The following is a 12299-nucleotide window of genomic DNA, read 5'->3' as shown; positions in this document are numbered from 1 at the left end:
CACCACGGCGTCTGTGTGAAGAGTGGCCGCTCAGCGCTGCCGATTGGGCAACTCGGCCATGGGGATCTAATATTGTTCGGCTACTCATCGCAGGCCGCGTGTGTATTGCCGCGCGCCGCACAAGAATTCCCTGGAGGAAATTGATGTCGTTCAACCGTCTTCGTTTTGTTGTCCCCTTCGCCCTGGCTGCCGTTGCGCTGGGCGTGACCGCGTGCGCCCCGGATGACTCCGCCCCGACGCCCACCGTCACAGTGACGGCGCCGGGTGAAGAGGCAACCACCGCGACGTCCGAGCCGATGGGCGAGTCCATCGAGCCGATGACGGAGACTTCCGAGCCAGAGTCCGCCCCCACCGAACCGTCGACGCCGGCTGAGACCATTGGACCGAACGATGAGAGCGGCGTCGTTGACGTCACCGTCGCAGGGGACCAGGGCATCCTGGCGCTGCAGCACTCCGGCACCGTCCCCACGGGCACGGCCGGTCCGACCAACCAAAAGCTCATCGCTGGTCCCGGCGGCTGCTTCGCGCTCACCAACGAGGGTAAGCCGCAGCTGCTGGTGTTCCCCGCCGACGCCACGTTCGTGCTGCAGGAGGGCAAGCCGTCTGCGACCATCGCCGGCACCGAGCACCTCGTGGGCCGTCAGTTCAGCGTCGCCACCACCGCGGTCCTCAAGACCAGCGTTGCAGGCATCCCCGAACGCTGCACACAGGGATCCGCCGACACCGTCCTCGTCGTCAACTGATTGACCATCCCGGGGTCAGCGTCGCTTCCAGGCGGCCAGCTCGTCCCGGGATTCCGGGTCGTCCATGATCAGGTAGACGAGGCCGCAGTCCTGCGGTCCCGTGACGCTCGCCTGGCACAGAGTGCACGGCTCCCCGGGTCGCAAGGGACACTTGGGGTCGGGGCGTTTGCGGGGGCGTGCGGCGGGAACTGCGGCTGTCACGACCCCGACCATACGCCTCGCCGAACCGGCCCCCCGGGTAGGGTCGATCCATGAAGATCATGATCATCGGTGGACATGGGAAGGTGGCCCTGTTGGCCGCCCCGATGCTGGCCCGAGGGGGTCATGACGTCAGGTCCGTGGTGCGCAACCAGGACCATGTGTCCGACGTTGAGGCAACGGGTGCCACCGCCGTGGTGGCCGACGTCGAGCGTATGGACGATATGGAGACCCGCGACCTTGTGCTGGGCTGCGATGCCATCGTGTGGGCTGCCGGCGCAGGTGGCGGAAGCCAGGAGCGGACGTACGCCGTGGACAGGGACGCGGCGATCCGCGCCATTGATGCGGCGGTCACGCAGGGGGTCGGGAGGTTCGTCATGGTGTCCTACGTGGGTGCTGGACGGGACAACGTCCCTGAGGACGATCCGTTCCACGCCTACGCGGATGCCAAAGCAGCGGCCGATGCCCACCTTCGTGCCACCGGCCTCAACTGGACCATCCTCGGTCCGGGCGAGCTCACCCTCGACGAGGGGACGAGTCGCATCGAGTATGGCGACCACGTCACCGAGGGCAGGACTTCCCGTGCCAACGTGGCGGAACTGCTGACGGGTGTCGTGGGCCGCAGCGACCTCGGTGGTGTCACCATCAACTTCCGGGACGGCAACGTGGCCATCTGGGAGGCAATGGAGAGCCTGGCCCGGCGCGCCGACGGCACCCCCGTCGCCCCGCTGCGGGAAGGTCAGCCCGAGTAGTCGATTCGCCGTATCCGGCCAAGGTCGTCCCTCACCTATTGCTTGCCAACGGATCAGATTCTTCCATCCGTGCCAGCGTTATGGTCGACCCATGAGGATCGTGATCATTGGAGGACACGGACAGGTTGCCCTGTTGGCTGCGCCATTACTCGTCAGGGGCGGCCACCGGGTGACATCGGTGGTGCGTAATCCTGACCATGTGGCAGAGGTCGAGGGCACTGGTGCGAAGGCGCTGGTCAGCGATGTGGAGCAGGCAGACGAGGCGGAACTGCGACGCCTTGTGGCAGGTGGCGACGCCGTCATCTGGGCTGCGGGAGCCGGGGCCGGTATTCCGCAACGCACCTACGCTGTGGACAGGGACGCTGCCATCCGCACCATCGACGCCTCTGTCGCCGAGGGAGTGGGGAGGTTCGTCATGCTCTCCTACGTGGGGTCAGGCCGCGACAACGTCCCTGCGGACAATCCGTTTCACGCGTACGCGGACGCCAAGGCTGTAGCCGATGAATATCTGCGGGGAACCTCCCTGAACTGGACCATTCTCGGGCCGTGTCAGCTGACTGACGACCCGAAGTCAGGACGGATCCAGTACGGCGACGAGGTGTCCGGGGGGAGGGTCTCCCGCGGCAATGTGGCCGAGCTCCTGGTGGGCGTAGTGGGGCGCACCGACCTGGCGGGGGTGACCATTCGCTTCCGGGATGGCAGGACCGGCGTGTGGGAGGCCATGGAAAGCCTGGCGCGTCGAGCAGCCGGCCGACCCTTCGCACCACGGCGGGAAGGCTACCGAATGGCGCCGGAGCCGGAGCGGTCCGGATTGCCGCATCGAAGTGTCCGTCAGCTCGGCGTGGAGTAGGTCCCCGACTGGACCCGGCCGGGTGAGGTGAGTGCCCATCGCACCACGGCAGTGGCGAAACTGCCGAGCGGTTTGCCCACCAGACGGTCAAACCATCTGCTGGTTGGCAACTTCAGCTCGCGCCGCGCCCACACCGGAAGCGTGCTGATGGCCCCGGCCACCAGCATCCAGTATCCCGGCCGAGCGATCCACGGCACCGGAGGTGTGTTCACCAGGAAGGACACCGTGTCGTGCGCTGCCTGCGAGGCCCGCAGTTCGGGACGGTAGGCGTCCAGCGCCGCATGGAGTTCTGCTTCGGTGCGCGGAAGATCGACCGCTCCCAGCATCTCCCCGACGGGGGCGGCCTCGGCCACGTAGGCGTCCGCTTCGGCCTGTGTGAGCTTGCGGTCCCCGAACTGGTGGAAGCCTGTGAGGAAGCTCTCTGTCTCTGCGAGGTGGACCCACTCCAGCAAGTGTGGGTCGGAGGCGCGATAGGGGGTGCCGTCGTCAGTCTTGCCGCGGACTCGTTCGTGGATGCTGCGGATCTTGCCGATCAGGGCTTCGGCCTTGGGGATGGGACCGTAGGTGGTCAGTGCGAGGAACTCGCTGGTGCGCTGCAGCCGGCCCCACGGGTCGGAGCGGTAGCCCGAGTGGCCGGCAACCCCTGCCATGGCCGCGGGGTGCAGGGCCTGCAACAGCAACGATCGTATGCCGCCCGCATACATGGCAGCGTCGCCGTTGACATGCCAGATCATGGAATCGGGGGTGTGCCAGCGTTCGCCGGGGGAGTCCCAGATGGCGGCGGCCTTGGCATCCGCGTCGGGGCCAGCCACGCGGGAACGCAGAGTTTCACCGATGGCGCGACGAAGTGAGGACAGGGGGTTGTGCATACTTCCAGCCTATGCGGGGCTCAACACAGGGTTATCCACGGAGTTGTGCACAGCCCGTGGATAACTACATACGTGTAACTCGATGCCGCTGTGGACTGAGACGCTCACCTGTTGTCGAGACGCAGCCTAGATTGGACAAACGCCTTTCTGTCTTGGATACCGTTCAATGTGCGGTTTCGGCCCTCTTGGAAGGCATCCCTGGTGTGTCGGCGGCGCCCGTCGATTTGTGTCCACCAAGTAGGAGGCACGACCTCGGTGTGAGGATTCGACCGCCCCACGCCAATCGGCGCGGAACTGGAGCTAGCTCATTCAGTCCCGCGCCGTGTCAGTTGTTGAGGTGTACCCCGCGCAGCAGGGTTGGGATCAGTCCTGCGAGACAGTGACGGTGACGTCGATGTTGCCGCGGGTGGCGTTGGAGTACGGGCAGGCCTGGTGGGCGGCCTCCGCAAGAGCTTGCGCCTGTTCGTGGGCGAGTTCAGGAATCACGACCTCGAGGTTGACCGCCAGGGTGAACCCGCCTTTCTCGTTGGTCAGGACGTGCACCTCGCTACCGACGGAGGTGTCAGAAATCGCGACCTTGGCCTGACGGGCGACCATCTGCAGGGCAGAGTGGAAGCACGCGGCATAACCGGCAGCGAAAAGCTCCTCCGGGTTCGCACCGTCGCCGGATCCACCCATTGCTTTCGGGATGGCCAGGTCGAGGTCGACCGTGCCGGATGTCGTTCTCACGTGACCGTTGCGACCAGCGCCAGTCGAGAGGGCTTCCGCAGTGTAGAGCGGTTCCATTGTGTGTGCCTTTCATCTTCGAAGACCTCGACGAGCAGGAGGGCTCGCGAGAGTTGTGGTTCCTTCGTGGAAGAACTATTGCACACAACTGAATTGAGCACAATCTAACTTCATGTGTCATCGCACTCACGCCCGATCGAGCGTGTCTGGCCGAAACCGACGCTGTCGCCAATGAGTGGCGGCAGCAACCACCTCGTCCATGGCCCTCGGACACGTCAAGGTGCTGGGGTTCGACTTGTGCGTCGACAGTTCCAGCCACTGGCTGGCCACTGGGTCAAGCTTGTGACGATGGCGTTCACGCTGAGTGTTCAATCTGCGCTGCGTCTCGACATTGTCGAGGTGCCCTCCAGTCTTTGAAAACGGCCCTCTATAAATTCATGGTCAAAAACTAGCGTCCCTTTCACGTTCAACCAGCGATGGGTGTCGCTCCAGGCGGGTCGCCGGGGAACTCATGGGGTCACGTCGTCGCCGATGAGTCGGCGCAGGGCGGCGACGTGTGCATCGAAGGCGCGGCGGCCTTTTCGCGTCAGCGAGACCCAGGTGCGTGGTCGTCCGAAGGGCTGCTTGCGCTTGTCGAGCGTGACATAGCCAGCTTCTCCCAAAACCCCCAACTGTTTGGACAGTGTGGAAGTGGAGATCCTGAGTGCGTCCTCGATGGCTGTGAATTCCAATGCAGTGGCTGTGGCCAGCGCGGCGCAGATTTTTAGTCGAACTGGGGAGTGGATGAGTTCGTCGAAGGTGTCCGGTTGTTGGGTCACGGCATCAGGTCACTGGATTCAAAGTCTCCGGTGGCCAGTTTCTTGGCTGTGTCGGCGGCATCCCAGCGGAGATAGATGTAGCCAGCAATTGCGACTGAAAGCCCCGCCGCGATGGCAAACCATGGCTGCCAGCTGATGGGCGGTTGGATCTGGCCGAGGACGAAGATGATGGCGTACATCAAGAAGAATCGCAGAGCGTTGCGCCCGCTGACGTTCAGCAACCCTCCCGTGCGGCGCTTCAGATGAGTGTCGATCACGAGGAATCCCACCAACCCCACGACGAAGACGACCGCCCCCACTGTCCACCCGGTCGGGGTTCGGAGCACTGCGAAGCCGAATGCCACCCCAACTGTGAGGGCGAAAAGGACGTTCAGCCACTCCGGGCGCGGGGTGCTATCGACGGCGGCCTGTCGGGCGGACTCGATGGCCCGCAGCTCTTCTTGCGTGCCAGATTCAACCCCTGGTGCTGGCGTGGCCACGATTGAACATCCTTCCGGTCCGAGTATTGGCATCACCATCTCACTTGCTTTCCAGTTGTGCAACTAACTGGGAGGCCTTCTTTGCTTCGAAATTGAGCCGCACAAGTGAGTGATTTCGGTTACTGGCACCACATGGCGCGGAGATGCAGTCAACGACGTCCTTAATGGCAGTCTCGGTGATGTGTCAGGTCTGCCCCGCGACTCAAAACCCAACATCCACCGGATAGCGGAGCCAGCTTCGAGTAGCCGGTTCCTAACGCTTGCATATGACTCACGTACTTTGAATACCTACGCCGAATCGGGCCGTTTGTTCGATGTGCTGAGCGGAGAAGTGTTCAATCTGCGCTGCGTGTCGACACCCCACATGCGAAGCGTGGCTTCAGTGGCACTCGATTCCACGCAACTGAATTCTCAATCGCAGGCGGCAGCCATTGCGTTGCCAATCGTTTGACTCTCCGGAGACGCCGGGCGATTCAAAGGTCATTCTGAGCGGTGGGCCCACCAGAGGGATGCGACTCCTGAAGCTAGCCGGTAATCCTCTCCACATCCGCGTGGAAGGTGAATCCTTTTGCGGATGTGGGGACACTACAGGGTATGGAAGCACAGGAGGAGCAGGTGCTCTGGGGCGAAGCCATCGCGGGCGATGGTGAGTCGTTCGCGCGCATCTTTGACCTGCACAGGGACCGAGTGTTCCGGCATGTCCTTCGCCTGGTGGAGTCGGTTGCGGACGCGGAGGACACGGTCGCGATTGCGTTCATGGAGTTGTGGCGACGGCGTATTGACGTGCGCGTGGTGAACGGGTCCGTGATGCCGTGGCTTCTGGTGACTGCAACGTATGTCACCCGCAACGTCAGGCGGTCCTCGCTCAGATACCGGGAGATGCTGGACCGGTTGCCGCGCTCTGATGTTTCGCGAGATGCTGCTCAGGAATTTCTCGGCGGCAGTATCGATGGGCTCGAACCGCTCCTTGCCTCGGAGTTGAAGAGCCTCGGACGGCAAGACCAGCAGATGCTCTCGCTTGTCGCGTTGGAGGGCTACACCATGGCGGAAACAGCAGAGGTGCTTGGTATCAGCCTGGCTGCTGTGAAGTCTCGCATGCATCGGCTCCGTCGACGACTTCACCCCAAGTTGTCAGCGCAGATAGGAGAGACAACGACATGACCCACCCCACGTTGGACCCGGAAATCGCCACTGCGCTGCGGGGCGAACTCATCACCACCGTGACACAAAAGCCCGCTGCGAAAAGCCATACGGCCCGCAACCTCATCGGAGCAACCGCGGTAGTGCTAGGAGTCGCCGTCGCCATCCCGCTTGGAGTGAGAATGGGTGGGTCGAGCCCCAATGGAGGGGCTCCCTTCCCTGAGGTGACCACGACCGCTGAAACCAGCCAAGACTCCGGGATGAGTCGTGCCCACATCTACAACAGCCTCATGGAGCTGGCTGGGGATTCTTCACTGGTCGTGAAAGTGACGGCGTCGTCATCGCGCGGCGGAACCTTGGGCGGGGCCTCTACGGATGAGACTCGCCTCGAGGTGGCCGCCTGTTTCGACGTTGGTGGAGTGGTGGGGACCCAGCCGGTGTTCCACCAGCAGGCCACGACCGGACCGGACCCCTGCAGCCCGGGTGACGTTGTCGAGGTCCGAACGTTTCGCGACTATGACATCGAACTTCAGGAAGGTGACACCTACCTGCTGTTCCTGAAGCACACGGGTCTGCCGCAGGACCCCTCCACCCTGTACTACGTGACGGGTGCAGTTGCTGGCGCCTACAAGGAGGTCAGCAGCGGCACCTACGAACGCTCGGTCACCGACGTGCCCGATGCGATCCCGTTGCAGCTCGACAATTCTGACGTAGCGTGAACGGGAGGGTTTCAATGTTCTGGAAACGAACCACCAAGTACTCCCTCGCGGCTCCCCTCATAGTTCTTGTTGTCCTGAGCGGGTCAACCGCCTGCGCGAGGCCGGAGCCCACGGAGGCTCCCCACGTGGCGAAACTTGTTTTCGGCCCGGATATGAGGGGAGTCGAGGAAACGCCGGAGGTCTCCCTCGAAGGTGAGTACAGTCTCGACACCGACTGCACCGACCGAGCTGATGTCGTCATCGCGATTCTGGTCGACCGCGAGGAAGTCCTACGCCTGCCAATCCAGTGCACTGGTGTCACGTCTACGCAGGTGACATTCGAAAAGCCCGTCGCGGCAGGCCTTGTCTCCTTGAATGTCGTCTCGGGATTGGGTGAGGGAACCGCGACGCTTCGAGTGACATGACCGCGGGCGCCTGACTGACGCTACAGAGGTGCAGTCAAAACTTGGCTGCTGCCTGCGGACCCTTGAGGATCTAGTCGCTTCAACTGTGCGGGCAGGCACCGCCAAGGATGGGAAGCCACCAACTGGATGCCGAGCGACGACGCATCGACCGTGACATATTCGCGGAATAGGTCGTTTGTTGAAGGTACTGAGCCTGGAAGTGTTCAATCTGCAGTGCCGCTCGACTTGACTGCCACCACCAAAAATCGGCAGCGGCATCACTCTTCTCGCGATTGGGAGCGCTGCCCGTTGTTGTGTCCGCAGTAGTCTCCAAGGATGCTGGTCACCGTGATGAAGACGCTTGAAAAGATGGGCGGGTAGCTGGGCCCCACAAGAGCTCCCCCTTGTGGCAACCACTTGAGCCTTACGTCTAAGCAGCGGGCGTACTTCACCTTTGCTACTGTCACGGCATCTAGCCGATCGCGGGGGCCGGTGAATGGAATACACCAAGGACGAGAGTGTGCAAGCGCAGCCACGCTGGCCGTGGTTCGCTGCTGGCGTCTTGCTGTTTGCTTCGGCAGCGTCAACGGCTGTTTCGGTCCATCTCCACTGGATCCCCTGCCGGGGGAGCATGCTGGTCGGCACCGTGTTTGCACCCACGGCAACCGCTGAGTTCACGACCGCCTGCCTGGCGCGGATGGACACGGGTCTCCCGTTCCCGTACCCACCTGAGATCGCTGAACAGGCACCCTGGGCGTCCGAGCTCGCGGGAATCGGCATGGTGTTGGCAGTCGCATCGTGGGTTGTGCTGGTTCTCGGTCTCCGCCTCCGTGGGGAAACCCGTTGCGTCGCGCTCATCGCAGCCGTGGCTCCTACCCTCGTCGCGGTCTTGGGGTTGTTCGCGGCGCTGAACCGCCGGCGTCATCCCGACGCCTACATCTCGGGGTGGCTGTGGATAGCCGTCGACGTAGTGGCCGTCGTGGTGATGCTTGTGCTCTGGTGGAGAAACACCGAGCTCAGGAGTGGGGTCCTTCCCGGTGTGGCGTTCGTCCTGTGGGGGGCCACTGCGTTCGGCATGGCGCACGGAATCGTTGAGTACCTGAGCATGACGCTGTTCAATCAGAACAACTGGGACACGCCTCCTGGAACAGGATGGATCACGGTCGCCGTGCTCGTGATAGCTGGCTCCGCCTCCTTCGGGTTCGGCGGGGATCCGCGCGGATCTCGAAGACTGGCGAGCGTGGTTTCGCCATCGGCGTGACCTGTGTCTCGTCGACGGGTACCTACGCGCACCGGCCGGAAGTCCGGCGCCCAATCATCAGACGCCAACTGCTCGAGAGTTCGTTGCGCCATGCGAACGGACATGACAGCCTTGCCGAGAACCGGACTTCCAGGCGCCATCCGCTTCTCCCTCATGACCGCACTGGGGCCTCGCACCGAGACGACTTCCGAACGCTGCGCGAGGTGCTTGAGGCCGAACACGATGCTGACGCAGGCTGATGGCCCCGCCACCGCGACGGGGAAGAACGGGCCGCCCAGCACCAATGCCTACGCACCCGATCCAGAGTCAGCGACTCTCGGCGGCGGCTCGGTCCGTGGCCCGGCTGGACCGTGTTGTGCGCACGAGGTGTCCGGCGTTTCCATGAGCAGTTGCTGTGGGCTATGTCCTGCCCCCTCCGTCCATCCGGCTGAGGATGGCCCCCATGATGCGGTCCAAATCGGCGACGTCCGCCTTTGTCAGTGGCCGCATCACGGTGTCTCGTACGGTGTGGACGTGATGGGGGGCTGCTGCGACGACGGCGTCCCAGCCGGCGGCAGTGAGTGCCGCGTTCGTTGCGCGGCCGTCGTGCGGACACGGCTCCCGGCGTACCAGACCGCGTTTCTCCAGCCTGGACAACACATGCGACAGGCGGGCGACGGTGGCGTTGGTCTTCAGGGCAAGCTCGGTGATCCGCAGCTTGCGATCCTTGGCTTCGGAGAGCATTGCCAATGTGAAGTACTCGAAGTGGCTCATGGCGGAGTCGCGTTGCAGCTGGGTTTCCAGGATGTTGGGCAGACGTTCGACGACCGCGATCATCTTCCTCCACGCCGCGAGTTGCTCATGGCTCAGCCACTGTTCATCGCTCATGGACTGATCGTACCAAGTACTTGTTGGGACAACTATAAGGTAGAGTGCTTGTAGCAACAACTAATTCTATCAGGGGTGTGCAGCATGAACACAGTCACGGTCACCGGCGCCGGAACCATGGGCGCCGCCATCGCCAACCAGATTCTCGGCCCCTCCACCGGCGTGGGACCTGTGACGCTCAAGGTTGGCGACCTCGACGCGATGGCGGCGTACTACTCGGGCGGGCTCGGTCTGCATGTCCTGAACCAGAAAGGCTCGACCATCACGCTGGGTCAGCGGGGAGTCCCGGCTGTCGTCCTCGAGCACACCCCGCTGCTCACACATGCTCCGACATCCGCTGCGGGACTGTTCCACACAGCACTACTTTTCGACGACCCGGCGGGTCTGGCGTCCTCGATCTACTCGCTGGCCCGGCATTACCCCTCCTCGTTCACCGGTAGCGCCGACCACAGCGTGTCGAAAGCGTTCTACTTCGATGATCCCGAGGGAAACGGCGTTGAGCTGTACTGGGATCGTCCTCGGGCGGAGTGGGGTTGGAAAGATGGTCGAGTCCGGATGACCACGGATTACCTCGATCCGAATAAGTTCCTGAGGGACAACCTCGCTGAGGATGGAGCAGGTCAATCGAGTGTTGGGGCCGCGACTGTGGGTCATGTGCATCTGAAGGTGGGTGACATCGAGACGGCGCGAGCGTTCTACGTCGACACAGTCGGCTTCGAAATCACTGCCGAAATCGGGACGCAGGCACTTTTTGTGTCTGCTGGGGGATACCACCACCACCTGGCGATGAACACGTGGCACAGTCGTGGCGCGACCGGACGCTGGCCTGCCCTCGGTCTCGGCGAGGTCACCATCGACGTGGGATCTGAGGACGACCTGGGCGGGTTACAGGAACGGCTGACGAGCCGCAGTATCGCGATCCGCAACGATGGCAACGTCCTTGCCTTCGAAGACCCCTGGAAAAACGAGATCCAGGTTCGTGTGGGGGCCTGAGCGGGCTACCGAGGGCGTGGTGAGGCGGAAGGTTCACCCACCACGCCCTATGGCTGCGGGGGCGCCGCGAGGTGAGGTCAGCGTCACTGCTGCCTGAAGTCACCCACTAGTCGAGCCGATCCGCGCAACGACGGCACCAGTGCGTGCACCGGTGCCTCTACCGATTCGTGTGTTCGCAGACGGTCGACCAACGCAACTGATCTGGGAGACCGGCTGGTGGGACCCGACCTGATGCGGAGGTGGCCCCGGTCTCGGGAGCGGTACCGCCGTGGTTCTGCCGTGTGTCCCCGTGGGGGTGCTGCGTGACCACTGCCCTGGGCCCCTGAAGCGCCCCGTCACGAGCGACGTGGACGAGCCGCGTCTCCGGGAAACCCGAACTCAGTGTGAACCCCGGGGCTGAACGCCACGTGATCCGGCGGACGGGCGGCGAGGTCGGGCAGCCCCACTGACGCCAGCAGCCCGTCGTCCAGCACCAACACCTCCGCGTCATGCACAGGCCAGGCCTCATGGTGGTTGGGCACGTACAGGGTCCTTCCCCACCAGTGCACGTGCAATCCCCAGCGCGCGCTGACGAAGTCGTCGAGCTCGGTGCTGCGGCGCCTCGCCCCCGGGCGGATCACGATGCGGCTTTCCGCCCGTGTGCCGGGATGGCGGAGTTGGGTGTCGTAAGAGTGCACGTCGCCGCTCTTGCGGTATCGCATCCGCGCCCAGCGGTAGGGCAACCCGAACGCGGCGCGAGCACCGACCACCACCGCCGCGCGGTCAGCGTCGAGGCTGAGGAACACTATGCCCCGGCGCCCGGTGTCGTCGACCGAATAGAGCCGCACATTGGTCTCCAGGAACGACCCCAGCCAGGGGATTCCGGGACCGCCGGCGATCCCTGCACCGACCATCCGGAACGGGATCAAGCCGACGTAGGTGACGCCGTCGAGGGTGTCGGGTCGGACCCCGGGAGGCATGCGGTGGGCAACCTCATCAGGGTCGACGGCCCAGTGCAGGAACGTGAGGTCCCGCCAGTTCTGGTTCATCATCAACGGGCCGGTCAGCTCCGGTGCACGTGAGGAGACGGGCTCGACGCCGGACAGGCTCATGCCCGCATCCTAGTTGTCACGTGCTGGGAGTGGTCCCACGGGTGCGTGAGGGTCCTGTGTCACAGGACCAGGGGGCGGACGTGAGCGCTGCCCGGGCGAAAACCCCCTAGTCTCGAACCTGCAGCTGGTTCGACTTCCCGCCAGGGATGTCGTCGCAAGAGGGAACCCGGTGTGAATCCGGGACTGCCCCGCAGCGGTAAGTGGGAACGAACGGTGTCATCAGCACTGGGCCAGCGCCCGGGAAGCGACATCCAGTAGGCACAGGCATGGAGCCCACGAGTCCGAAGACCTGCCAGCGCACCATGTACCCAATGCATGGTGGTCTGCGGTTCTCGTGGGAAGAGCCTGGCACCGTTTGTCGGGCACTCACACGTCCCGGCTGCTCTGCTGATCTCCCCCGCGGACCCGGG

The 12299-nt window shown here is 63.7% G+C and carries 15 protein-coding genes and 1 riboswitch; of the genes, 8 read left to right on the top strand and 7 right to left on the bottom strand.

Annotated elements, in window-relative coordinates:
• The first annotated feature begins 143 nt into the window (after positions 1–143).
• The gene (locus EAX62_RS01200; protein WP_121899861.1) at positions 144–743 is read left to right on the top strand and encodes a hypothetical protein; all 600 of its coding nucleotides are present in this window, start codon (positions 144–146) and stop codon (positions 741–743) included.
• 15 nt (positions 744–758) lie between these two features.
• On the opposite strand, the gene EAX62_RS01195 is transcribed toward EAX62_RS01200, so the two are convergent.
• Entirely contained in the window at positions 759–944 is a 186-nt protein-coding gene (locus tag EAX62_RS01195) for a DUF6767 domain-containing protein (protein ID WP_199711195.1), read from the bottom strand.
• A gap of 50 nt (positions 945–994) precedes the next feature.
• Between EAX62_RS01195 and EAX62_RS01190 the strand changes: the two genes are divergently transcribed.
• Together EAX62_RS01190 and EAX62_RS01185 are read left to right on the top strand one after the other, a co-directional pair.
• Positions 995–1693 (top strand): NAD(P)-binding oxidoreductase, encoded by a 699-nt coding sequence (locus tag EAX62_RS01190; RefSeq protein ID WP_121899859.1) that lies wholly within the window; start codon positions 995–997, stop codon positions 1691–1693.
• A 91-nt stretch (positions 1694–1784) separates the two neighbouring features.
• Positions 1785–2543 carry an SDR family oxidoreductase gene (locus tag EAX62_RS01185; protein ID WP_121899858.1) on the top strand — a complete coding sequence of 253 codons (759 nt, stop codon included), beginning with the start codon at positions 1785–1787 and terminating at the stop codon, positions 2541–2543.
• On the opposite strand, the gene EAX62_RS01180 is transcribed toward EAX62_RS01185, so the two are convergent.
• The 4 genes from EAX62_RS01180 to EAX62_RS01165 all read right to left on the bottom strand — a co-directional run bounded on the left by EAX62_RS01180 (position 2525) and on the right by EAX62_RS01165 (position 5435).
• A complete protein-coding gene (locus EAX62_RS01180; RefSeq protein ID WP_121899857.1) occupies positions 2525–3412 on the bottom strand; it encodes an oxygenase MpaB family protein in 888 nt (295 codons plus the stop codon). The two genes, EAX62_RS01185 and EAX62_RS01180, sit on opposite strands and share 19 nt — an antisense overlap.
• Before the next feature lie 363 nt (positions 3413–3775).
• Positions 3776–4198, bottom strand: a complete 423-nt coding sequence (locus tag EAX62_RS01175; RefSeq protein ID WP_121899856.1) for an organic hydroperoxide resistance protein — start codon at positions 4196–4198, stop codon at positions 3776–3778.
• A gap of 449 nt (positions 4199–4647) precedes the next feature.
• Entirely contained in the window at positions 4648–4956 is a 309-nt protein-coding gene (locus tag EAX62_RS01170) for a transcriptional regulator (protein WP_121899855.1), read from the bottom strand.
• A complete protein-coding gene (locus tag EAX62_RS01165; RefSeq protein WP_121899854.1) occupies positions 4953–5435 on the bottom strand; it encodes a hypothetical protein in 483 nt (160 codons plus the stop codon). The genes EAX62_RS01170 and EAX62_RS01165 overlap by 4 nt, the downstream gene beginning before the upstream one ends.
• Before the next feature lie 594 nt (positions 5436–6029).
• Here EAX62_RS01165 and EAX62_RS01160 point away from each other — a divergent pair.
• The 4 genes from EAX62_RS01160 (at position 6030) to EAX62_RS01145 (ending at position 8938) form a co-directional block, all read left to right on the top strand.
• Entirely contained in the window at positions 6030–6596 is a 567-nt protein-coding gene (locus tag EAX62_RS01160; RefSeq protein WP_121899853.1) for an RNA polymerase sigma factor, read from the top strand.
• Entirely contained in the window at positions 6593–7294 is a 702-nt protein-coding gene (locus EAX62_RS01155; protein ID WP_147453964.1) for a hypothetical protein, read from the top strand. The genes EAX62_RS01160 and EAX62_RS01155 overlap by 4 nt, the downstream gene beginning before the upstream one ends.
• A gap of 14 nt (positions 7295–7308) precedes the next feature.
• A complete protein-coding gene (locus tag EAX62_RS01150; protein WP_121899851.1) occupies positions 7309–7698 on the top strand; it encodes a hypothetical protein in 390 nt (129 codons plus the stop codon).
• A gap of 757 nt (positions 7699–8455) precedes the next feature.
• On the top strand, positions 8456–8938 hold the full coding sequence (locus tag EAX62_RS01145; RefSeq protein WP_147453963.1) for a hypothetical protein: 483 nt from the start codon (positions 8456–8458) through the stop codon (positions 8936–8938).
• Between the two features lie 399 nt (positions 8939–9337).
• Here EAX62_RS01145 and EAX62_RS01140 read toward each other — a convergent pair whose 3' ends face one another.
• Positions 9338–9805 (bottom strand): MarR family winged helix-turn-helix transcriptional regulator, encoded by a 468-nt coding sequence (locus EAX62_RS01140; protein ID WP_121899849.1) that lies wholly within the window; start codon positions 9803–9805, stop codon positions 9338–9340.
• An 84-nt stretch (positions 9806–9889) separates the two neighbouring features.
• Here EAX62_RS01140 and EAX62_RS01135 point away from each other — a divergent pair, with 84 nt between their 5' ends.
• Positions 9890–10798, top strand: coding sequence for a VOC family protein (locus EAX62_RS01135; RefSeq protein ID WP_199711054.1), 909 nt, complete (start codon positions 9890–9892; stop codon positions 10796–10798).
• Between the two features lie 335 nt (positions 10799–11133).
• On the opposite strand, the gene EAX62_RS01130 is transcribed toward EAX62_RS01135, so the two are convergent.
• The gene (locus EAX62_RS01130) at positions 11134–11889 is read right to left on the bottom strand and encodes a YqjF family protein (RefSeq protein ID WP_199711053.1); all 756 of its coding nucleotides are present in this window, start codon (positions 11887–11889) and stop codon (positions 11134–11136) included.
• Between the two features lie 108 nt (positions 11890–11997).
• A riboswitch (cobalamin riboswitch) is annotated at positions 11998–12200 on the top strand.
• Positions 12201–12299 lie beyond the last annotated feature (99 nt).

Origin of the sequence: Tessaracoccus antarcticus (genome assembly GCF_003688855.1) — a bacterium.
In the GTDB taxonomy this organism is placed as follows: domain Bacteria; phylum Actinomycetota; class Actinomycetes; order Propionibacteriales; family Propionibacteriaceae; genus Arachnia; species Arachnia antarctica.
The sequence above is the reverse complement of the archived record's forward strand: the minus strand, read 5'-3'. Positions and strand labels throughout refer to the sequence as shown.